General features: G+C 39.3%; 21 protein-coding genes. 17 read left to right on the top strand and 4 right to left on the bottom strand.

Translation table 11 applies throughout. The features are described 5' to 3' along the window. Positions 1-116: 116 nt before the first annotated feature. A complete protein-coding gene (locus IGL30_RS01620; protein WP_081127653.1) occupies positions 117-1,082 on the bottom strand; it encodes an AraC family transcriptional regulator in 966 nt (321 codons plus the stop codon). Positions 1,083-1,544: 462 nt separating this feature from the next. Here IGL30_RS01620 and IGL30_RS01625 point away from each other — a divergent pair, with 462 nt between their 5' ends. The 6 genes from IGL30_RS01625 (at position 1,545) to IGL30_RS01650 (ending at position 9,209) form a co-directional block, all read left to right on the top strand. Continuing rightward, entirely contained in the window at positions 1,545-3,536 is a 1,992-nt protein-coding gene (locus IGL30_RS01625; RefSeq protein ID WP_088745655.1) for an amylo-alpha-1,6-glucosidase, read from the top strand. A gap of 17 nt (positions 3,537-3,553) precedes the next feature. Further along, positions 3,554-4,717, top strand: a complete 1,164-nt coding sequence (locus IGL30_RS01630; protein ID WP_240211008.1) for an MFS transporter — start codon at positions 3,554-3,556, stop codon at positions 4,715-4,717. Then, complete coding sequence (locus IGL30_RS01635; RefSeq protein WP_240211009.1) at positions 4,714-4,893, top strand: hypothetical protein; 180 nt, start codon at positions 4,714-4,716, stop codon at positions 4,891-4,893. The genes IGL30_RS01630 and IGL30_RS01635 overlap by 4 nt, the downstream gene beginning before the upstream one ends. A gap of 111 nt (positions 4,894-5,004) precedes the next feature. After that, positions 5,005-5,976, top strand: a complete 972-nt coding sequence (locus IGL30_RS01640; RefSeq protein ID WP_010720188.1) for an AraC family transcriptional regulator — start codon at positions 5,005-5,007, stop codon at positions 5,974-5,976. A gap of 302 nt (positions 5,977-6,278) precedes the next feature. Beyond that, positions 6,279-7,610: an MFS transporter gene (locus IGL30_RS01645; protein ID WP_088745654.1), complete on the top strand. Its 1,332-nt coding sequence runs from the start codon at positions 6,279-6,281 to the stop codon at positions 7,608-7,610. A gap of 18 nt (positions 7,611-7,628) precedes the next feature. Continuing rightward, positions 7,629-9,209 (top strand): family 78 glycoside hydrolase catalytic domain, encoded by a 1,581-nt coding sequence (locus tag IGL30_RS01650; RefSeq protein WP_088745653.1) that lies wholly within the window; start codon positions 7,629-7,631, stop codon positions 9,207-9,209. A 256-nt stretch (positions 9,210-9,465) separates the two neighbouring features. Here the strand turns inward: IGL30_RS01650 and IGL30_RS01655 are convergent, their stop codons facing one another. The 3 genes from IGL30_RS01655 to IGL30_RS01665 are packed head-to-tail and all read right to left on the bottom strand — an operon-like array spanning position 9,466 to position 11,619. Continuing rightward, on the bottom strand, positions 9,466-9,711 hold the full coding sequence (locus IGL30_RS01655) for a hypothetical protein (RefSeq protein ID WP_010720185.1): 246 nt from the start codon (positions 9,709-9,711) through the stop codon (positions 9,466-9,468). A 59-nt stretch (positions 9,712-9,770) separates the two neighbouring features. Then, the gene (locus tag IGL30_RS01660; protein ID WP_053765838.1) at positions 9,771-10,268 is read right to left on the bottom strand and encodes a hypothetical protein; all 498 of its coding nucleotides are present in this window, start codon (positions 10,266-10,268) and stop codon (positions 9,771-9,773) included. Further along, positions 10,231-11,619 carry a Y-family DNA polymerase gene (locus IGL30_RS01665; protein ID WP_081127667.1) on the bottom strand — a complete coding sequence of 463 codons (1,389 nt, stop codon included), beginning with the start codon at positions 11,617-11,619 and terminating at the stop codon, positions 10,231-10,233. The genes IGL30_RS01660 and IGL30_RS01665 overlap by 38 nt, the downstream gene beginning before the upstream one ends. 61 nt (positions 11,620-11,680) lie before the next feature. Between IGL30_RS01665 and IGL30_RS01670 the strand changes: the two genes are divergently transcribed. The 11 genes from IGL30_RS01670 to IGL30_RS01720 all read left to right on the top strand — a co-directional run bounded on the left by IGL30_RS01670 (position 11,681) and on the right by IGL30_RS01720 (position 21,794). Beyond that, complete coding sequence (locus IGL30_RS01670) at positions 11,681-11,833, top strand: hypothetical protein (RefSeq protein WP_430618477.1); 153 nt, start codon at positions 11,681-11,683, stop codon at positions 11,831-11,833. A 168-nt stretch (positions 11,834-12,001) separates the two neighbouring features. Beyond that, on the top strand, positions 12,002-12,235 hold the full coding sequence (locus tag IGL30_RS01675; protein ID WP_123875098.1) for a DUF1858 domain-containing protein: 234 nt from the start codon (positions 12,002-12,004) through the stop codon (positions 12,233-12,235). Further along, positions 12,232-13,536 (top strand): DUF438 domain-containing protein, encoded by a 1,305-nt coding sequence (locus IGL30_RS01680; RefSeq protein WP_088745421.1) that lies wholly within the window; start codon positions 12,232-12,234, stop codon positions 13,534-13,536. Before IGL30_RS01675 ends, IGL30_RS01680 begins: the two co-directional genes overlap by 4 nt. A gap of 638 nt (positions 13,537-14,174) precedes the next feature. Beyond that, on the top strand, positions 14,175-15,194 hold the full coding sequence (gene aroF / locus IGL30_RS01685) for a 3-deoxy-7-phosphoheptulonate synthase (protein WP_010738525.1): 1,020 nt from the start codon (positions 14,175-14,177) through the stop codon (positions 15,192-15,194). A 15-nt stretch (positions 15,195-15,209) separates the two neighbouring features. Next, the gene (gene aroB / locus IGL30_RS01690) at positions 15,210-16,274 is read left to right on the top strand and encodes a 3-dehydroquinate synthase (protein ID WP_088745420.1); all 1,065 of its coding nucleotides are present in this window, start codon (positions 15,210-15,212) and stop codon (positions 16,272-16,274) included. Then, the gene (aroC, locus tag IGL30_RS01695; RefSeq protein ID WP_088745419.1) at positions 16,275-17,438 is read left to right on the top strand and encodes a chorismate synthase; all 1,164 of its coding nucleotides are present in this window, start codon (positions 16,275-16,277) and stop codon (positions 17,436-17,438) included. Between the two features lie 12 nt (positions 17,439-17,450). Further along, complete coding sequence (locus tag IGL30_RS01700; RefSeq protein ID WP_034866089.1) at positions 17,451-18,530, top strand: prephenate dehydrogenase; 1,080 nt, start codon at positions 17,451-17,453, stop codon at positions 18,528-18,530. A gap of 4 nt (positions 18,531-18,534) precedes the next feature. Beyond that, complete coding sequence (aroA, locus tag IGL30_RS01705; RefSeq protein WP_088745418.1) at positions 18,535-19,821, top strand: 3-phosphoshikimate 1-carboxyvinyltransferase; 1,287 nt, start codon at positions 18,535-18,537, stop codon at positions 19,819-19,821. After that, positions 19,818-20,348 carry a shikimate kinase gene (locus IGL30_RS01710; protein ID WP_088745417.1) on the top strand — a complete coding sequence of 177 codons (531 nt, stop codon included), beginning with the start codon at positions 19,818-19,820 and terminating at the stop codon, positions 20,346-20,348. The genes aroA and IGL30_RS01710 overlap by 4 nt, the downstream gene beginning before the upstream one ends. Beyond that, a complete protein-coding gene (gene pheA / locus IGL30_RS01715) occupies positions 20,320-21,165 on the top strand; it encodes a prephenate dehydratase (protein WP_088745416.1) in 846 nt (281 codons plus the stop codon). Before IGL30_RS01710 ends, pheA begins: the two co-directional genes overlap by 29 nt. A gap of 116 nt (positions 21,166-21,281) precedes the next feature. Next, positions 21,282-21,794, top strand: coding sequence for a type 1 glutamine amidotransferase domain-containing protein (locus IGL30_RS01720; RefSeq protein ID WP_010738518.1), 513 nt, complete (start codon positions 21,282-21,284; stop codon positions 21,792-21,794). The last annotated feature ends 141 nt before the right edge of the window (positions 21,795-21,935 follow it).

Below are 21,935 nucleotides of genomic sequence, written 5' to 3' on the forward strand. Positions count from 1 at the left end.
TGAAACACTTCAATTGTTTCAGGCGGTTTTTGTTATTTTTTTGTATTAATAACTTTTCGCCACTGTTTTACAGTTGGAATTAGTAAGATGCACCATTCATGTTTAAACTACTCTTTTTACATCCGTTTTTTTCGGAAATAATCAGGTGTTTTTCCGGTTTCTTTTTGGAAAAGTTTGAAAATCGAAGGGACACTTTTATAGCCGATTTTTAAGGCAATCGTACTTAAACTATCGTTTGTTTCTAGCATGAGTCGCTTTGCTTCAGATAAGCGTTTTTGATCGATCAACTCTTGGAAACTACTACCGGTTTTATTTTTTAACAAGTTGCTTAAATAGTTTTTGTTATAGCCAAAAGTTTCTCCTAATTGCTGTAAGGTGATTTCTGCATAGTGATCATTGATATAATCTAAGATTTGAATCAGCGGCTCATTACGAATCGTTTTTTTATTCGTGATAATCACTGGTGCTTGGGCGCTTTCTACCATCAGTGAAGAAAATAATAAATTCAGCAAAAGTTGCTTATGCACAGACTCTTTTTGATAAGTGGTCATCATCAGACTTTTAATTAGCTGATACGCTAAGGGACTCATTGATAAGTCTAGTAGGATATAACTAGTATGTTCAGTAGGCGAACGGGTTGCTTGAAAGAAAAAATCTGTGATTAGATTATTGGATTTTGGTAGATTAGGCAATAGAATATTTTGAATAGCTGGAATATCAAGGAGGAAATTGATCAAGATATCCTCTGCTCCTACATAATCGATTTGTTGGATAACCTTACTATCTAACAGAAGTAACTGTCCTTTTTCTAAATGAAAAACGTCACCGTTCAAACGCTGAGTGCACTGCCCATTGAATAAAAAATTCAACTCAATAAAATGATGGGTATGCGCGGGTGTGTAAGAAAATCTTGGATGTTTGTTAATTGCGATTGATCCAAACTCAAAGAACTTACTTTTAGGAATTTCTGGAACGATCGAACGATGATAGTTGAGGTTCATCGTATTAATATTTTTACCTGATTTTTTTTGCAATTTTTCGATTTCCGTTTCTTTGAATAACTCTGCGATCCATTTCTCCATGAACTTCACCTCTTAATGATCATCTTACCTTGCTATTAATGTAACACAACTTCTTAACCAAAAAACCTGTAGATTTGATATAAACATTCTGGATTTTGGAAATTGTTCCCTGAATATGAAAGCGGTTAATATGTAGAGGGAGAAAAAGCATAAGTGTTTAGGAAGGAGAACTTAAATCTTTTAGCTGTTGATTGATAACGGCTGTTCCTGTTTTTTTAAGTGATGGAAAGTACAAAATGGAAATCTCTAACTTTATTTTTGAAGTAGAGTGAGCTATCAAAATGACTAAACAAATGTGTTCATTTGGCTTAACTTTCGCTAGTTTGGGTGAGACGTACGGGGCTGTTTCATTTGTTATTAATCAATGTGTTCAAAAGGCTTAGACTATCAGTTATTGACAATGAGAAAAAAGAATCGTGCATGATTACCATTGCTACGATCCAAAACCAAGGAGTGTGGAAGATGAATAGTGAAAAACAAACAAGATGGTTATGGTACCCAGGAGATTTTGAAATCAGACAAGGATTATTACAAAATTTTTCAAGAGAAGAAAGAGGTTATGACTGGCCTGCTTATTGGAACGTTGATGATTGTCATAAAAATGTGAAATTCAAACGTTACTACGAACTGACAGAACCAACTTCTTTTATTGTTTATGCAACAGGGATTGGCTATGTGGAAGTGAATGGGAAAAAGTATCCACTTAAAGAAACAATCAATTGTCAGCCTGGAAAGAATAAAATCAGGATTTTTGTAGGCAACGCAACTGGATTACCCGCTGTCTTTGTCGAAGGAGAGGTTATTAAGAGTGATTTAGGTTGGCGAGCAAGTAACTTTATTGAAGAACTACCAGCTGGTTGGAGCTCACTTTATTTGGATAAAGCAAACGATCCAAATCATGTCTATTTTGAAAAAAAAGTGGTTACACCTGTTTCAATCAACGAACAGAATGATGGGGTATTGATTGATTATGGTCGTGCGGTTTACGGAACACTGGCGATCAAAAAAATGACACATGGGCAACCGATCATGATTTGCTATGGTGAATCTGCATCAGAAGCATTGGATGTGGAGATGTGCTATTACAAAGAAAAAGCAGCTACTGTTGAAACAATCCCAAGAAAGCGTGCTTTTCGGTATTTGTTTGTTCCAGATGTTGCGAAGGAAGAAATTGAGATCGAGGCGATCCATGAATCCCTTCCTTTAACCAATCATGCTGCTTTTTCTTCAGACAATGTCCTTTTAAACAAGATTTGGGAAGTTTCTGTGGAAACATTTACCCTATGTAGCGGATTGTTCTTTATCGATGGGATCAAGCGAGATCGGTGGATCTGGTCAGGCGATGCTTACCAAAGCTATTTTATCAACCAATATCTCTTTTTCGATGAAGAAATCAATACCCGAACGATGTTAGCGCTTCGTGGGCAAAATGAAATCAAGCAACATATGAATACGATCGTTGACTACTCGATTTTATGGATCATCGCTGTTGAGAATCACTATTTAATGACGGGTGACACGGTTTTCTTGAAACAAATCTATCCTAAGATGAAGACGATGATGGACTATCTCCAAGCACAAACGAATGAACTTGGCTTTATTTATGGGCGAGAAAAAGATTGGTTGTTTATTGATTGGACGGAGATGGATCGAGAAGGAACCTTGGCAGCAGAACAAATTCTATTGCTTAAAGCTTACCAAACGATGATGACTTGTGGAGCTGTTTTGGGTGAGGTAGATGACTACGAACAGAAGTATCAACAACTAAAAGAAAATGTCATGAGCTATTTCTGGGACGAAGAAAAGCAGGCATTTATTGATTCCTATGAATCGAAAAAGCGCCACGTAACTCGTCATGCCAATATCTTTGCCATTTTATTCGATTTAGTGGAACAAGAAAAGAAAGAACAGATTTTAACCCATGTATTGTTAAACCCTGAAATTACCCAGATCACGACACCTTATTTCAAATTTTTCGAGCAAGATGCTCTATGTAAAATGGGTCAAACAGACCAAGTGTATCAAATCATCTGTGATTACTGGGGCGGAATGGTTGAAAGAGGGGCAGTGACATTCTGGGAAGAATATATCCCTGAGGAAACGGGCGAACAAGTGTATGAAATGTATGGGGATCCTTTTGGCAAAAGCTTATGCCATGCTTGGGGAGCAAGCCCAATCTATCTATTAGGCAGATATTTCGCAGGTGTCCGACCACTTTCACCAGGATATCAAACTTTCGTTGTTGAACCTAATCTAGCTGCTTTTGAAAGTCTAAACATGCAAATACCGATCAAAAATGGTCTGGTCACAATCAACAAAGAGCAAGAACAGTTACGCATTTCAACGACGCGAGAAGGAGGAATTCTCCGAATCAACCAACAAGAGGTTCATTTAGAACCAGGAAAAAATTATGATATCTCCCTTGAAACAACTAAGAGCAAACAACTGATTTGAAAAAGGAGAGGATTGGAATGCAACAAACACGAATCAGTGTAAAGGAAAAAATTGGTTTTGCTTTAACAAATCTCGGAAATATTCCAGTGATGACGTTGTTGAATACGTACCTTTTGATTTTTTATACCGACGTAATTGGCATTAATCCTGCTGTAGTTAGTACGCTTTTTCTAGTCTCCAGACTACTTGATGGTTTCAGTGATCCTTTATTAGGTTTTTTGATCGATCGTTTCCCAGTGACGCGCTTTGGGAAATATCGCCCGATTTTGGTGCTGGGAACAGTGATTTGTTGTATCAACTATTTACTTGTTTGGTTTGCGCCGTTACTTTTTACTAGTCAAAAAATCGTCGTTATCTATATTTCTTATATTTTGTTAGGTATCACTTTTGATTTAATGGATATCCCATTAAATAGTTTGATCCCAGTATTAACCAATCAAGAAGCCGATCGAAACATCTTGTCGTCCATAAAAGGCGTGGCGTATACAGTAGGACCTACTTGTTTGAATATTTTGGCACCGTTGATCCTTTCCGCTTACAATAATGGACTTTCTGGGTATACCTTGTTGATTATCGGAACGGTACTAGTCGTCTTGTTCTTCACGATTTTTGGTACATTAGCACTGAAAGAAAGAGGGAATGAAGAGCCCGCTGAATTATCGCAAGAGCGCGGCTATTCTTATAAAGAAGCGCTTGCTATCTTAAAAATTCGTCCAGTGATGACCCTATTTATCAGTATGCTTTTTATTACCGCCGCAAGCAATATCTTTAGTGGATCGCTTTTGTATTATTTGAACTATATTTTGAATGACACAAAATTGCTTAGTTTCGCTAGTTTTTTAGGACTGTTTGGTGCTTTAGGAGCAGGTGTGTTGGTCCCTAGTTTATCTAAGCGATGGGGGAAGAAAAAAGTATATGTTGGCGCATTATCTTTACTCTGTTTAGCGATGATCGTGATGATCGGCGTGCATCAATCGAAAATGATTTTCTTAGGGGCTTATCTTGCTGTCCAAGTTGGCTTAGGGCTAACCAATACTTTGCAGTATAGTTTATCTGCTGATAATGTGGATCAAATAAAACACGAGTTGGGAATTGAAACAGCAGCGCTGATCGCTTCGTTGAATTCTTTTATCATGAAATTTGCGATGCGATTGGTGGAGCTATCCCAGGATTTGTTTTGAGCTATACAGGCTATGTAGCGAATCAGGCGCAATTATCTAGCGCGTCATTTGGCATTATTTTCTCTACTTTTGTAGTACCACTTGTTTTTTATCTAATCACGCTCGGTGTTTTCCAAATCGGTTATCCAGCGAACTATTTATTTGTTACGACTAAGGAAAAACCTTCCATTGGTTGATTTGCTGCTTTTTCGTTCGTTAGACTGAAAGATAGTTACCTAATTACCTAAAAGCTCTGGTTGCTATTGACGAAAAGCTAACTGAAAATGAAGAAAAAGGGGAGGATGCTAGTGTTTACCTTTGAGCAACTAAAAACATTTTTGATGGAAAATAACGAAATTGAATGTCGACAACAAATTGATGGTCAAAATATCAATGACCAACAGTTGCCCTATGAGACAGTCGCAGTACCTAAAATGCCCAAAAACCAATTTTTCAAAGAGGGTAATATCTTTATCAATAAACATCATCGTTACGCTGAAATGCCTGCACATACGCATGAATTTGTTGAATTTAACTATATGTTGTCTGGTTCATGTGTCCAATATGTCAACGATAAGAAAATTCACTTGAAAGAAGGTGAATTGCTGTTATTAGACAAAGAAATCGTTCAGCGTATCGATCCTTTAGAAGAGGAAGACCTTTTGATCAATATTTTATTGAAAGGGGAATCGATTACGACTGACATCGTGATCAATATGGTGAAGTCACGTGGATTGGTCAATGAATTTCTATTAAATGCTTCGCAGGAAAAAGGAAAACATGATGAATTTATCCATTTTCATTGTGGTGATAACTTAGAAGTGCAAGGGTTATTGCACAAAATGATTTTGGAATATTACAACAAACAAGACTATTATATGCGGGCACTGAATCTGAGATTGTCTTTACTATTGATCGAACTTACCCGTGATTTAGAAGAATATGTTACGCAACGTGAGAATCAGGAATTATTAGAGATTTTACGATATATCGATCTTCATTTTCGAAAACTGACACTGAAAAATCTAGCGAAACATTTTGGTTATAATGCAAATTATTTAAGTAATAAATTGAAAAAAGAAACAGGGAGTTCTTTCCAAGAATTGATCAATTCTTTGCGGTATAAAACGATGATCGAGTTGATGAGAGAAACGAATAAAACTTTTGAAGAAATCTCGTATGAACTTGGTTTTGAAACTCTTGCTTCTTTGTATAAATTAGTCGGAAAATACACAGAACTGACACCTAAAGAACTCAAAGATAGTCTGTTAAAAAAATAGAATAGGCAGTTGTGATGCAACGAGTCCTTTTTCTCAGGTGATCTGTAAAAAAGATTTGACCAATCATGAACTGGCAATGAAAAGCGAAGATTAACGAAAGCGTATTCCAAATGTATTGGATAAGTGTGAACCTTCTTTTCATTTCCTGAATGTTCGAAAAAGAATCGCTTGTTTGATTCGCTGAAGCATACGAATGTGATTTGGATAAAAAGAACACTTTTTTTGCTATAGTCCTGAGTAATTCATACGTTTACAATTCTAACTGTTCGAACTTATAAAACTTATTTTAAAGAGTGTTTTTTATGAAGAAACAACAGGCATCAACTACTATCACAGTCAAAGAGTATTCGCCTCTAGCTGTCGCTGCTGGAATTGGCTCCATGCTTGGATCTGGCTGTATTGTTGGACTCTCAGCGACGATTCCCGTTTGGCAAAAGGGACTAGAGCTGACAACTGGACAAGTCGGGATCGTTTCTGGCGGGCTAACTTTTGCAATCGCTTTCGGATCGCTGTTTACTGGACAGATATCAAAAGCATTTGGCTTGATCCGTTCATTTAACTGGATCAATTTGTTTTACGCGATCGGAGCTGCGGTCTGTATTCTAGCCACAAGTTTCCCAATGCTCTTATTAGGCGTGATTATCATGGGCGTAGCATCTGGAGCAGACTTACCATTAAGTTTGACCGTTGTTTCTCATGATGCACCTGATGAGCATACTTCTGCTCGTTTGATTTCTTCCACACAGATTTTTTGGCAAGTGGGGATATTCATTTCTTACATCTGTTCATTTCTTTTATCGGGAATCGAAGGTGTGTTAGGAGCAAGAATTGTTTTTGCCATCTTATTTACGTTTGCAGTGATCACTTGGTTATGGCGGACACTTTCACCTAAGTTTAGACAATTTCATGAAGCCGGAGCTGCTCGACAAGCAATGACTAAAGTGACAAGCGACTCGAAAGAAGTTTCTTTCAAGACAGTACTATTTGGGGAAAACAAACAAAAATACCTTGGCTTTTTCGCCGCTATCTTGATTTTTTATGTGTGTTGGAACCTCTTAGCGAATACTTGGGGACAATTTCAAACCTATGCTTTGACAAATGCCGGAGCTAGTCAAGCACAAGCTACAGGATTAGGGATCGGGTTGAATGTGATTTCTTTAGCAACAACGATTGCATTTGCCTCTGTTGCAGGTGGTAAATTTAGAAACAAAGCTTTCTTTATTGGGGCAGTCGTTCAATTTGGCGCAATGTTAGGTATGGCATTGATCGGTGGTGGTGCAGGATTTATTGCATTAGCGATCACAATTGCTTTTTATAATTTTGGGAATCCACTAGCCGGAGAAGCAATCTACAAAGTGTGGACACAAGAATCTTTCCCAGCAGAAACACGAGCTTCACTTCAAGGGTTCATCAATGGTTTTTCAAGAATGTGTTGTGGGTTATTTGCTTTTGTTACCCCTTACTTAGTTGCTCCTGATCGTATCCAGACATCTATGTTTGGCTTTGCGGGAATCGTTTTAGTAGCAACAATTGCTGGAGTAATCATGATGCGTCTACAGAAAAAATACCCAGTGATTGATCCGGTGGATAAAGAGCTGGCTGAAGGAAAAATGACTGCATCGTTCACCAAGTAAAGAAGAGGAGAAAGCAAGATGGCATTTACTTTTCAAATCAATCAAGATGTGCGTTGGAAGAAAGACGAGACACTGCTGGCCAAAGCACAACAACATGTACCAAAGCTTTTGAAAACGAAGATCGAACCAGTAGCAATCACTGAAGTCGTTGAAGACCCACATGGTTTGAATGGGTATTCAGCAATTAACAGTGACAAAGAAATCAAACAACTAGCTGATTATACCTTAAAAAGGGATGAAGCGATTATCTTAGATTTAGGGGATCATTATGTTGGGCATTTTAGTCTGTCCATTGACTCGGTTGGTTCGCCAATGGATGCGCCCTTATATTTACAACTGAAATTTGCGGAAGTACCCGCTGAACTTGCGGCAGATTCTAGTGTATATGATGGTTGGTTGTCAAAGTCTTGGATTCAAGAAGAATTTATCCATCTAGATGTTTTACCGGCACGTTTAGAATTACCAAGAAGATATAGCTGTCGTTATATTGAGCTAAAGGTGTTAGATACTTCACCCAAGTGGCAAGCTAGTTTTTCTGATCCGCTTTTTATCGCAGAAAGTTGTGTGTCACTCGACCAATTACCAAAGCCTGTGATTACTGATGAAGAACTTGCTTCCATCTACCAAGTTTCTGTTAAAACATTATTTGATTGCATGCAAGAAGTCTTTGAAGATGGGCCCAAACGAGATCGCCGATTATGGATTGGTGATTTACGTTTACAAGCGTTAGCGAATTATGCGACTTTCGGTGATTTAGCTTTAACGAAACGTTGTCTTTATTTATTTGGTGGGATGACGACCAGTGAAGGAAAGATTCCAGCCAATGTTTTCATAGCCCCGCAATTGACACCAGATGATACGTTTTTATTCGACTATAGTTTGTTTTTTGCAGTGATCTTAGCTGATTTTTACCATCAGACGAAAGATTCAGTTGTCTTGCAGGATTTATATCCAGTAGCGAAAAAGCAGATGGAACTAGCACTGACATGTGTCGATGAAGAGGGACGCCTGAATTTGTTAGAAGAGTGGCCAGTATTTATCGACTGGTCGAATGAGTTTGAAAAGAGTACAGCAGGGCAAGCAGTGTTGATCTATGCGATGAAACGATTCAACCAGTTGGCAGAACAAGTGAAAGATCCACAACTGAGTCATTACCAAGAAACAACAGAGAAACTGATTGCGTTTGCGAAGCAACAATTATTTGATGAAGAACAAAAGCAGTTTATTATTGAAACAACCGGAGAAATCAATGTGGCGAGTCAAGTTTGGATGGTTTTAGCAGAGGTCTTTGATCAACCAATGAATCGAGAAATTTTGGAGACGATGATTGCGCATCATTTTCCGATCACAGGGATTGCTACACCTTATATGTATCATCATGTAGTCGAAGCGCTATTTGTAGCTGGACTTCAAGAAGAAGCTATCCAGTTAATGAAAAACTATTGGGGCAAAATGATTCAGCTGGGAGCAGACACTTTTTGGGAAGCTTTTAAACCAGAAGAACCAGATTTTTCTCCTTATGGCAGCCCGATCATCAGTAGTTATTGCCATGCGTGGAGCTGTACGCCAGCGTACTTGATCGAAAAATATCTAAATTGAAAAAGCAGTCAGTTACTTTACATTGTCAACTGAAAAAAAGACAGTTGGATCGTTAAGTAATGATTCATCCTAGACATAAGCAAAAAATCTCAAAACCATTTTTGCGGTTTTGAGATTTTTTGCTGTAGTATGAAACGGACGAGCAGTTTATCCGTATAATCAAAGGTTTATCGCTTACGAGAAGACTTGTACGTTTTTTGGGGGGAGTCCATGCGTTCCATATAATAGGATTAGGTGTTCCAATTATATGGCTTTGTTAGGATGTCGGTTCCTTTAGATGTAAAATATCTTCCCAAAAGTGAAAGTATTGATCGGTCAATTGGATTTCAACGATGTCCACCCAATGAATCAATTGCTCATCTAAGGAAAATCCTTTTTCTGTCATGTCTCGTTGGACAAATCCTCGATAAGTGTTGTTATCCTTACAGCGGACAATGATTTCTTGTTTGGCAATAAACGCAGTGATAGCGATCGTTTCAAAATGTTGATGGACTGTTTTCAAAAAATCACTTCTTTCTAGTTTAATGAAATAGGCATTTTATGCTGATCAATGACAAAACGCTACTCTTCTTCAGGAAAACTTTGGTAAAATTCATCTTTGATCGGAACGATCTCTTCGTTAAGACTTCGGTTACTTAACGTTTCATGTTGTGTGACTGACTGGGGAAAATAGGAAACATCAAACCACTTATCTTCCTGTTTTATTTGAACATGTCGGACGTCACACCAGTGAACGGTCTGTTCTTCAAGGATAAAATAGTCGTGATAAGCTTCACCAGTAAAGAAACCCTCGATGCTTTCTAAGTAGCGGCCAAATTCATCCTTGGTATTTAATTGCAGACTTACTTTTTTATGGTAAAGAAAAGCCTCTAATAAAACACTATCCATTTCTTCTCGAGACATTTGTTCCAACGGACGAATCTCTTTCACTGCCCACGCTTCATTTTTTTTGATCCCAGTGACTAGCTCTTCCATAGCGAATGCGGTGCCCCATTTTAATCCGAATGGGCGATCTCGGTATTCATTGTAGTCGAGAAATTCTTTTTTTGTTCGACGCATAGCCCTCACCTTCAATACCGGCATGACCACCAGCGTGTCCGCCAACGAGTGAACTCCTTGCGATCGCACGGCCACCTTCTAATAAGCTATGGGCATGGACAATTGCACTGAACCCATATTTTTGGCGAATACGATCAACGACAAAATCGATTTTGGCATCGTTGACTTGTTCATCGGGATCTGCAAATAGATTCAATTGCAGACTGTCTGTGTAAATTAGTTTGGAGCAGTTGACACCGACACTGCGAATGTCTTGATGCTGGTAATGTTTACGAAAAAGATTCAATAAAATGAGACTGAGTTCATGACTAGAATTTGTCGGCTCAACTTTTAGTTGTTGATGAAATCCAGTTTTCCCTAGACGATCTCGATAACCTAAAGAGTAGCCCATCCACAAGCTAACAACTTGCGCTTTCGCATGTTCACGCCGCAGACGAGTTCCGACTTGATCAGCCATTTCTTTAAGAACGATTTCAAGTTCTTCACGCCTTGTATAATCACGATTCAAAATTTGACTATTCCCAATACTTTTTGATTTGGGGGTATAATCTTCTCCCAAAAAGCTTCGATCAATTCCCCAAGCATGAGCAAAAAGCTGGGTGCCAATCACTCCAAATTTTTCTTTTAGTTGGTAATAATCCGCATGAGCTAAATCATGAACAGAATGAATCCCCAGTCGTTTGAGTCGTTTGGCTGTCCGATGACCAATTCCCCAAAAATCGGTGAGAGAAGGAATACGCCAAACGTTGTCTGCCACATCTGCATAGCGCCATTCGGCCTTTCGCTCTTTTCCTTTAGAACCGTTATCCAACGCTAACTTAGCTAGTAGTGGATTATCACCAATCCCAATAGTTGTATGGATTCCTGTTTGTTGGTAGACATCCTGATAGATGATTTCAGCTAGATCCCAAGCACTTTTGACTTTAAAAAGTTTCAAACTGTTGGTGACATCAAGAAAGCTTTCATCGACAGAATAGACATGGTGATTCTCTTCATCCACGTACTTTTTATAAATAGCATTGATCTCGGTATTTTTTTTCATGTAGTAAGCCATTCGTGGAGGGACCATATAAAGATCGTCGGGATAGGGAAAGGGTAAATCTCTTGCTCGACTGATATTTGTAATATGATAGGCTTTTTTTGCGGCTGGACTAGCAGCTAAGATCAAGCCACTCCCACGTTCATCGGTTTTCCCTGACGGATAGGACATGACGACGAGTTTGGTTGTTAGAGGATCTAAATGACGTTCGGCACACTCAACAGAAGCATAAAACGACTTACAATCGATGCAAAGAATATCTCTCGAAGGTTCTTTTGTGTAATCAAAGACTGGATTTTGATTTCGAATCATATTCGTCACCTCTTCTTATTGATTAGAACACATGTTCGCATTTTATGTCAACGAAAAAAACGTGATGGAAGGGGTAAAAAAACAGTGGAGAAGAAGATTATTGTCTTTTTATCGTTTAGAGAAATGGGTAGTATCTGAAGCAAAATCAATTGAAAGAAAAAACAGCTGGATGACCTCATTAGTTAATAAAAAAAGTTATTTTATTTTTTGCTGATCAGAAAGTCAATAGGAAGTTTTACACTGAAAAAAGAATGAGCCTAGATATACTCATCATTAGAATGGTAAAAAAGATTTGCTTTGAAATTATCGTGTAAAAGTGCACAAAATCGTTTATAATGAATCCGATCAAATGAGAACGATTCTCAATGAAGGAGGAAGCAAAATGAGAGAGATCGATTTTTCCAAAACATTATTTGAATTAGTTACTGAGTATCCAGAAGTCAAACAAATCATGGCAGAGCTAGGATTTAATGCCATCAATCAGCCTGGGATGTTGCAAACTGCTGGTCGCTATATGACAATTCCTAAAGGGGCTCAAATGAAAAAAATCCCTTTAGAACAAATTGTTACGGTCTTTGAAACATCAGGATTTATTGTGAAAGGATTGGTAAAATGAAACCCACGAATCAACGACAAGAACGGATTGTTGAAATCCTGTCACTTTTACATAAAGGTGGTTCTTTTGAAGAAGCAAAACGATTGTTCAATGAAGAATTTGAGGGAGTCGATGTTACAGAAATCACTGCTGCGGAAAAAGCATTGATCCAAAACGGTCTTGATCCGTCAGAAATCCAAAAGTTATGTAATATCCATGTAGCTGTTTTTAAAGGAGCGATCAATGAGATCCATCATTCCAATTATGAACATGCACAACCAGGACACCCGATCCATACCTTAAAGTTAGAAAACCAAGTGTTGCAGTCGTTACTGACGGATGAAATTGACGGATTATTGGCAAAAATGGCTAAAGGAGATTGGTCACAAAAGGAACGATTGCAACACGCTTTGACTGATTTATTGCAGATCGACAAGCATTATGCACGAAAAGAAACGTTGATCTTTTCTTATATGGAAAAATACGGAATCTCAGCCCCACCTAAAGTGATGTGGGGTGTAGATGATGATATCCGTGAAATGATCAAAGCGCTGAATGCTTATTTAGCTACAGACAAAGCGGCTTATAATCCGCTATCCGAAAAATGGGAAGCAGTAAAAACAGAAATTGAAGAGATGATTTTTAAGGAAGAGGAGATCATGGTACCCATGACCTTAGATGTGTTTAGCCTTAAAGATTGGGAACAAATCGCTCATGACAGCTTTGATATCGGTTTTGCGTTTATCCCTGAACCACTTCCATGGAAGCCAAGCCAAGAATCACTCGAAAAAGAAAGTGAACGGGAACCAGCTCGTCAATTAGCCATTAAAAAAGCTAAAGAAACGACCGATGGTATTGCTGCTGGTCTTGGGATCGAAGAGTTTACGTCAGAGGCAGTTCAAGACGAAACAGCACCTATGACTGATTTAGTTGTGCAATTTCCGACAGGAGCGTTACAGTTGGAGCAATTAGTTGCCTTGTTTCAAGTGTTGCCTGTGGATTTGACATTTGTTGATCATGAGGATCGGGTTCGTTTCTTCTCAGAAGGAAAGAAACGGGTCTTTCCAAGAACTACTTCTGTCATTGGTCGTGAAGTCGTCAACTGTCATCCACCAAAAAGCATGCATCTTGTCCAACAAATACTTGACGATTTCCGTACAGGAACAAGGGATTCAGCAGAATTTTGGATTGATATGAGAGGACGGAAAATTTATATTCGCTACTTTGCTTTAAAAAATGAGACAGGTGATTATCTTGGGTGCTTAGAAGTCACGCAAGATATTACTGAGATCCAAAAGTTAGACGGACAAAAACGATTGTAAGAGCGGGCAAATTTCCAAATAAAGAACAATTTCAGCTCACTTTTGGGCTCGTTTGATTATAGAAGTAGAAGCCGGACATGCTGTTGATACTTTTCTATGGTATTTTCAGCATTCTCCTGCGACTATTTAGTGGGTAAATTGGAGTTTTTATCAGGTAAAAGCCCTTTTTTCATACTCTTTGATCATTTTATTCAAGAAATTGTTTGACTTCTTTCAAAAACATCTCTATACTTAAACTCAATCTTATATCAGTTTGGAGCGATTATTATGAAAATCACACATAGTTCACAACTGAATAATTATTACTTTAGCTATTTTAGATAAGTTTGTATTCATACGATTATGGGTGCAAACATCAGCGTTTGTTTGTATCTATGATGGCTAAGGATGTTTGAGATGACTTGCTCGCCGCATAGATGAAAAATCTATAGTGGCTTTTTTATTTGATTGATTCAGGGGCTCACTGTAGATGGATTTTCTACGGTGGGCTTTTTTTGTTACATAAAGGGGGAACTAAACGCATTCAAACAAGGTATAAGCAAAGTAACGATTGATTTGCAAGAATTTATGTAATCCAATCAAACAGCGAGGAAATCGATGAAGCGAAACACAAAATAAAAAACAAAGGGAGTTATTGTATGATTCTAATCATTAAACCAGGTATCCAAGAAAGTGAGTTAACACAAGTAATTGAACGTATTAAAGAAGAAGGGCTAGATGTACAGATCAACCATGGTAAAGATCGTTTTGTCTTAGGGCTTTTAGGAGATCCAAAGGTAATTCGGGATGTTCCGTTTGAACGCTACGATATCGTAGAACGTGCCGTACCGATTACCAATACGTACAAATTGACGTCACGAGAATTTCATCCTCAAGATACGATCGTTGATGTAGCTGGAGTGAAAATCGGTGATGGGAGTTTTGTGACAATGGCTGGTCCTTGTTCTGTCGAAGGGGAAGAACAAATCATGGAGACAGCACGAATGGCTAAGGCTGGTGGTGCTAAAATCTTACGTGGTGGTGCCTACAAACCAAGAACGTCACCATACGCTTTCCAAGGATTAGGTGAAGAAGGGTTGAAAATGATGCGTAAAGCTGCGGATCATTATGACTTGAAAGTGATTACCGAAGTAATGGATGAAGCGCATATCGATGTGGTCAGTGAATACGCAGATATCATTCAAATCGGCGCACGAAATATGCAAAATTTCCGTTTATTAGAAGCTGTAGGACGAACAGGAAAACCAATTGGCTTAAAACGTGGCATCTCAGGTACGATCGAAGAGTGGTTAAATGCCGCTGAATACATTGCAGTTCAAAACAATTCAAACATCATCTTCATTGAACGCGGAATCCGCACTTACGAAACAGCTACTAGAAATACATTCGATCTAAGTGCCGTACCACTGATCAAAAAATTAAGTCATTTCCCGATCATCGTTGACCCAAGTCATGGAACGGGTGTCTGGGACTTAGTGACACCAATGGCACGAGCAGGTGTTGCTAGTGGGGCAGATGGAATGATTGTAGAGATCCATCCTGATCCGATTCATGCTTGGTCTGATGGACAGCAGTCATTGAATGAGAAAAACTACCTGAAAATGATGAATGAAGTGGACATCTTAGTAGAAGCGATGAAGAAAATCAACGCTTTATAGAGAGGAGAAACACGGATGTTAGAAGTTGTCTTACCCGAAAAAAGCTATGAGATCATCATCCAGCGAAACGCACTAGATCAAGTCGCAGATTGGCTTTCCGGTTTATGGCAAGAAAAGAAAATTGCGATCATTAGTGATGAAAATGTCTTTCCGCTTTATGGTCAAAAGATACAACAACAATTAGCCGATCGGTATGAGGTTGTGAATTATGTTATTCCGGCTGGCGAAGAAAGTAAATCACTGTCGATGGCTGCTAAATTATATGATTTTCTAGCCACTGAACAATTGACGAGAAGTGATGGCATTATTGCTCTAGGTGGCGGTGTTGTAGGCGATTTAGCTGGTTTTGTGGCATCAACTTACATGAGAGGAATTTCTTTTGTACAGATTCCTACCTCCTTATTGGCACAAGTAGACTCAAGCATAGGTGGCAAAACAGCAGTCAATGCACCAAACGCCAAAAATATGATTGGCACATTTGCACAGCCAGACGGTGTGTTGATTGATCCAGAAACGCTGACGACATTACCAGTAAAAAGGATCCAAGAAGGAATTGCAGAAATCATCAAGTGTGGTGCGATCAAGGATGAAAGTCTTTGGAGAGAGTTAGCTCGTTTTATTGATGTAGCTGATTTAGTAGCACATAGCGAGCTAGTGATCGAAAAAGCTTTACGTGTAAAAAAAGAAGTGGTAGAAGAAGATCAATTTGATCAAGGCAGTCGTTTGTTCCTCAACTTTGGTCACACGATCGGACACGCTATCGAGCAAACAGCGGGATATGGACAGATTAGTCATGGAGAAGCAGTGGCGATCGGCATGGTACAAATCAGTCGGAATGCTGAAAAAAGGAAAGAAACACCTGAAGGAACGACGCAACAACTTATCAAGATGATCCAAAAGTATCAGTTGCCCATTTCTTACGAACCATGGGATGAACAGGCGTTGTTCCAGGCAATCACTCATGATAAAAAAGCCCGGGGAAAACAGTTGAAAATTATTTTATTAGAAAAAATCGGTCAGGCAAAAATCCAATCGATCCCAATCGAAGCAATCAAAAATTATTTAGAAGCAGGTGAGTAAATGCGTTACTTAACAGCAGGAGAATCACATGGGCCTAATTTGACAGCGATTATTGAAGGAGTTCCAGCAGGCTTAACCTTATCGATTGAGGCAATCAATCAAGAATTAGCTAGACGACAAGGTGGTTATGGTCGAGGTGGGCGCATGAAGATTGAAAAAGATCAAGTGACAATCACGTCGGGTATTCGTCACGGCAAAACATTAGGCTCACCGATCACAATGACTGTCACGAACAAAGATTGGAAGAACTGGCAAACGGTGATGTCAGTTACTCCAGTTTCTGAAAAAGAAGAAAATCTACGACGAGTGGCTAAACCAAGACCAGGTCATGCCGATTTAGTTGGTGGCATAAAGTATCAACACCATGATCTTAGAAATGTATTAGAGCGTTCTTCCGCAAGAGAAACGACGATGCGAGTAGCAATCGGGGCACTAGCAAAACAGATTTTAGCTGCTTTAGATATAGAGATTGCTAGTCATGTAGCGATCCTTGGAGGAATCAAAGCGAATGTGCCAGAGAATTTGACCGTGACAGAAATCAAAGAAAAGACGACTATCTCCGAAGTGAACATGGTAGATCTAATGATTGAAGAGGAAGTAAAAGCCTTGATCGATGCTACTAAAAAAGCAGGAGACACTTTGGGAGGTGTAGTGGAAGTTCGGGTCGAAAATGTGCCAGCAGGGTTAGGGAGCTATGTACAGTGGGATAAAAAATTAGACGGTAAGTTAGCTCAAGCGATGTTAAGCATCAATGCTTTTAAGGGAGTCGAATTTGGAATTGGGTTTGAAGCTGCTTCGTTACCAGGATCACAGGTGATGGATGAAATCACTTGGGACGAAAGCGGCTATCACCGAGCAAGTAATCATTTAGGTGGCTTTGAAGGTGGAATGACCAACGGAGAACAGATTATTGTTCGGGGCGTGATGAAACCAATTCCTACTTTATATAAACCTCTCATGAGCGTGAACATCGATACTAAAGAACCTTATAAAGCTAGTGTGGAACGTTCCGATAGTACGGCAGTTCCAGCAGCTTCAGTCGTCGCAGAGCATGTGATTGCGACCACTCTTGTTCGCGAGATACTTGAGCATTTTCCAGCAGATAATATGCAAGAATTAAAAAAAGCCGTTGCAAATCACCGCCAAATGACCAAAGAATTCTAATCGGAGGTAGCGATGAAAAAAAAGGTGTTTGTCATAGGATTGGGTCTGATTGGCGCTTCCTTATGCCGAGCGATCAAAGGGTCAGCAATTACCCTTTATGGCTGGGATCATTCAGAAGAAACAAGAGAAATAGCGGAAAAAACACAGTTAGTCGATCAGGTTGTCACAGGGATCGAGGCAGCTAGTCAAATGGATGTGATTATCCTTGCCGTTCCAGTTCAAGTTAGCTTGGAGTATCTCAACTGTTTGGCGACACTTCCCTTGAAAGAAACAGTATTAGTAAGTGATACCGGAAGTACGAAAGCGACGATAATGGCGCTAGCGAAGCAACTCCCATTTGATTTTATTGGTGGGCATCCGATGGCTGGTTCACATAAATCAGGAGTAAAAGCAGGCAATCCGTATTTATTTGAAGAAGCGTATTATATCGTAACGGATGACTGTCAAAGTGAACGTACAGAAGAACTGATCGCTTTACTACGTCCTACTCGAGCAAAGTTTGTTCGCTTAACTGCCAAAGATCACGATGAGATCGTTGGGGTGCTAAGTCATTTGCCACATATTGTTGCATCAGGATTAGTACAAATCAGTGAGCAGCTGAATCAAAAATATCCACGTGCCTCACAATTAGCTGCTGGCGGATTTCGGGATATCACACGGATTGCTTCATCAGATCCCCAAATGTGGACGGATATTTTAATGACGAACCAAGAAATGATGATTCAGTTGATGGAAGACTGGCAAGGCGCAATGGAAACGTTAAAACAGGAACTGATTGATCAAAACCAATCGGCAATTCAAGAGTTCTTTGTGCAGGCAAAACAAACACGGGATCAGTTGCCCCGGAAAAAACAAGGAGCGATTCCAGCTTTTTATGATTTATATGTCGATATTCCCGATATCGCTGGTGCAGTCGCAAAAGTTACTAACGTACTAAGTCAGGCAAATCTTTCCATTATTAATTTGAGCATCCAAGAAACAAGAGAAGATATTTTTGGTGTGTTAGAGTTGTCTTTTAAAAATCAAGCGGATTTACTTAAAGGACAGAAGCTGATCGAAGCCGAAAAATTTCATTGTTGGATAAGGAGTTGAAGTCATGAAACTATTGACAGCTAAAAATGGGATCAATGGAGAATTAGTGATTCCTGCTGATAAATCGATTTCCCATCGCAGCATCATGTTTGGTGCGATCAGCAAAGGAACTACGATCGTCAACAATTTTTTAAAAGCTGAAGATTGTTTAAGTACGATTGCAGTTTTTAAGCAATTAGGGGTACGTATTACCGAAAAAAATGAACAAATCATGATTGAAGGAAAAGGATTTGAAGGATTAACAGCACCATTTTCCAGGCTAGATGCAGGAAATTCTGGCACAACGATGCGCTTAGTATTAGGGATTTTAGCAGGCTGTCCATTTACTTCTGAGATTGCAGGGGATGCTTCTTTGAATCGCCGTCCGATGGAACGTGTGATGAAGCCATTGCGTGAGATGGGTGCTGATTTACAAGGAACGGCCGAAGCTGAATTTCCTCCACTAAAAGTAACTGGAAATACATTGCACGGGATCGAGTATCACATGCCCATTGCTAGTGCGCAAGTGAAGTCTGCTATCCTTTTTGCAGCTTTACAAGCCGAAGGAACCACTAAAATCATCGAGAAAGAACAGTCAAGGAACCATACCGAAGAGATGATCAAACAATTCGGTGGGAAGATCCAAGTGGAAGGAAAAGAAATTATAGTCACTGGACCACAGCAGTTGATCGGCCAAGAAGTCACTGTCCCAGGGGATATTTCTTCGGCTGCGTTTTATCTCGTCGCAGCAAGTATTTTAGCAAACAGTGAAGTCCTCTTAAAACAAGTAGGAATCAATCCGACACGGACAGGGATTCTCGATGTGCTGATGCAAATGGGTGCTAATATTGAAGAAAGACAGTTGGATGAGCAAAATCAAGCAGCAGATTTGATTGTCCGTTCTGCGCAACTCCATGCTTGTGAGATCCAAGGAGAAATCATCCCACGCTTGATTGATGAGTTACCGATCATTGCATTAGCTGCTACTCAAGCAACAGGCACAACCATCATTCGTGATGCTCAGGAATTAAAAGTCAAAGAAACAAATCGGATTGATGCAACTGCGGAAGAATTAACGAAAATGGGTGCGAACATTGAACCGACAGAAGATGGTTTGATTATTCACGGACCAACACCTTTACATGGAGCGACAGTGGATAGCCATGGGGACCATCGAATTGGGATGATGTTACAAATCGCCGCTTTACTAACCGCAGAACCTGTCGAATTACTCAATCCTGAAGCAGTCAATATTTCATATCCTGAATTTTTTACGGATCTAGCCAAATTGGTTCAGGAGGACCCATCATGACGTCACTTGTATTGATCGGTTTTATGGGCGCTGGTAAGACGACGATCAGTAAAAAATTAGCGGCTCGATTGGATCAACCAGTCATCGATATGGATGACTATTTAGTTAAACAATTAGGCTGTTCCATTGAGCAATACTTTGCTACCTTCGGAGAAGCCGCGTTTCGCGACCACGAAACCGCTCTTTTAAAAACAATTTTACAAAAAAAGGCAGTGATCGCTACTGGTGGCGGGGTTGTCTTACAGAAAGAAAATCAGGAACTATTAAAACAGCAACAAGTCATTTATTTAAAAGGAGAAGCCGATATCTTGATCGAACGGATACGACAAGATCAAACAAATATTCGACCGTTAGCGTTAAAGAATAGTGACACAAAACTACGTGAGATCATGTGGGAACGGGAAAAAATATACAAAAGTTTAGCAAAAATCACGATAGATACGTCTAAGAAATCGCCAGACGAAATTATCACAGAAATCATAAAGTGGGTAGAAAATAATGATGAAAATTGGGTATCTAGGTCCTAAAGGTTCCTTTACTTATAGTGCAGCCACACGTTATTTCAAACAAGGTACTTTTCTTTCTTATGATTCCTTGATTGATTTGATCGATGCACAATTAGAAAAAGAGATTACTTATGCAATGGTGCCGATCGAAAATACGATTGAAGGTTCTGTTTTGCCAACACTTGATCATGTGTATGAGACATTACCTTCTATTCAAGGAGAAATCGTTCTGCCTATCCGACAACAATTGATGGTCCATCCGACCCAACAAGCCAACTGGCGAAATATCACAAAGATTTGTAGTCATCCGCAAGCATTAGCCCAATCACAACTTTTTCTACGGGCAAATTTTCCAAAGGTCGAGATTGAACAAGTAGGTTCCACTGCCCAAGGAGCCCAGCAAGTAGCAACCCATCCAGAAGAATGTCTAGGTGCGATCGGCTCCAAAGAAGCTGCAAACGAATTTGGGTTGACCATCGTGCAATCAGATATCCAGTCCATTGCAACTAATGAGACCCGTTTTTGGGTTCTAAGTGCCGCGCCTGTTGATGCAAAATTACAAAAAAACAGTCATAAAGCGACATTCTTTGTGGATTTGCCAGAAAATAAACCTGGGGCGCTTTATCAAGTTCTTTCGGTCTTTGCTAATAATCAAGTGAATTTAACAAAAATCGAATCACGCCCACAAAAAACGCGGTTAGGCGAATACTTTTTTGTTATCGATGTTGCTATCGATGACAAGATCGACAAGGTGAATGAGCTAATTGAAGTGCTACAAGAGCAAGGCTATCCTACGCATTTGGTTGGTTGTTATCCGGTTTATCACATCGATGAATGACTAAAAGCAACAAGATGGACGGAGACAAAAACCGCTCTTTAGTCCAAACAGATGATTTGCACACTTGAATAAATTCCTTTAGGCTTGAATTAAGCGATAAGAAAGGAAGAGAACAAATGGCAAAAAAAGTTGCAGCAATCGTTACAGATTTAGTTGAAGATGTGGAACTAACGTCACCGAAAGAAGCACTAGAAAAAGCTGGACATACAGTGACTTTGATTGGGTTTGAAGGAAATCAAACAATCAAAGGAAAAAAAGGCGCAGAATTCACAGTCGAACAAAGTATTGCAGATGTTTCTCCTGAAGACTTCGATGCGCTATTGATACCAGGGGGATTTTCACCGGATCAATTACGAGCAGATCAACGATTCGTTGATTTTGTTTCTTACTTTTTAAAAAATGATCAACCGTTATTTGCAATTTGTCACGGTCCACAATTATTTATTCAAACAGGTTTAACTGAAGGACGGACAATGACAGCTTATGATACGGTACGTCCAGATATCGAATATGCCGGTGCCGTCGTGAAGGATGAGCCAGTGGTAATTGATCGAGGCTTGATTACTAGCCGAAATCCTGATGATATTCCAGCATTTAACGAAGCAATCGTTGAAGCACTAGCAAACTAATCTGAAAGAGGTTGAGAGAATAGTGTGTAGCATCAAGAAATAAGAAGGAATTTCCGAAAATTGACAAGAAACACAAAAACTAGTTTTTGATGTTGATTGTTACCTACTTGGTGCTTCTCAAATTTTTGGTAAATTTCGGCA

The sequence above is a fragment of the Enterococcus sp. DIV1089c genome (assembly GCF_050530965.1).
In the GTDB taxonomy this organism is placed as follows: Bacteria; Bacillota; Bacilli; order Lactobacillales; family Enterococcaceae; genus Enterococcus_B; species Enterococcus_B hirae.

Coding starts and splice junctions, on each gene's coding strand:
- IGL30_RS01620 (WP_081127653.1), bottom strand. CDS start 1,082: ATGGAGAAATGGATCGCAGAGTTATTCAAAGAAACGGAAATCGAAAAA.
- IGL30_RS01625 (WP_088745655.1), top strand. CDS start 1,545: ATGAATAGTGAAAAACAAACAAGATGGTTATGGTACCCAGGAGATTTT.
- IGL30_RS01630 (WP_240211008.1), top strand. CDS start 3,554: ATGCAACAAACACGAATCAGTGTAAAGGAAAAAATTGGTTTTGCTTTA.
- IGL30_RS01645 (WP_088745654.1), top strand. CDS start 6,279: ATGAAGAAACAACAGGCATCAACTACTATCACAGTCAAAGAGTATTCG.
- IGL30_RS01650 (WP_088745653.1), top strand. CDS start 7,629: ATGGCATTTACTTTTCAAATCAATCAAGATGTGCGTTGGAAGAAAGAC.
- IGL30_RS01660 (WP_053765838.1), bottom strand. CDS start 10,268: ATGCGTCGAACAAAAAAAGAATTTCTCGACTACAATGAATACCGAGAT.
- IGL30_RS01665 (WP_081127667.1), bottom strand. CDS start 11,619: ATGATTCGAAATCAAAATCCAGTCTTTGATTACACAAAAGAACCTTCG.
- IGL30_RS01675 (WP_123875098.1), top strand. CDS start 12,002: ATGAGAGAGATCGATTTTTCCAAAACATTATTTGAATTAGTTACTGAG.
- IGL30_RS01680 (WP_088745421.1), top strand. CDS start 12,232: ATGAAACCCACGAATCAACGACAAGAACGGATTGTTGAAATCCTGTCA.
- aroF (WP_010738525.1), top strand. CDS start 14,175: ATGATTCTAATCATTAAACCAGGTATCCAAGAAAGTGAGTTAACACAA.
- aroB (WP_088745420.1), top strand. CDS start 15,210: ATGTTAGAAGTTGTCTTACCCGAAAAAAGCTATGAGATCATCATCCAG.
- aroC (WP_088745419.1), top strand. CDS start 16,275: ATGCGTTACTTAACAGCAGGAGAATCACATGGGCCTAATTTGACAGCG.
- IGL30_RS01700 (WP_034866089.1), top strand. CDS start 17,451: ATGAAAAAAAAGGTGTTTGTCATAGGATTGGGTCTGATTGGCGCTTCC.
- aroA (WP_088745418.1), top strand. CDS start 18,535: ATGAAACTATTGACAGCTAAAAATGGGATCAATGGAGAATTAGTGATT.
- IGL30_RS01710 (WP_088745417.1), top strand. CDS start 19,818: ATGACGTCACTTGTATTGATCGGTTTTATGGGCGCTGGTAAGACGACG.
- pheA (WP_088745416.1), top strand. CDS start 20,320: ATGATGAAAATTGGGTATCTAGGTCCTAAAGGTTCCTTTACTTATAGT.
- IGL30_RS01720 (WP_010738518.1), top strand. CDS start 21,282: ATGGCAAAAAAAGTTGCAGCAATCGTTACAGATTTAGTTGAAGATGTG.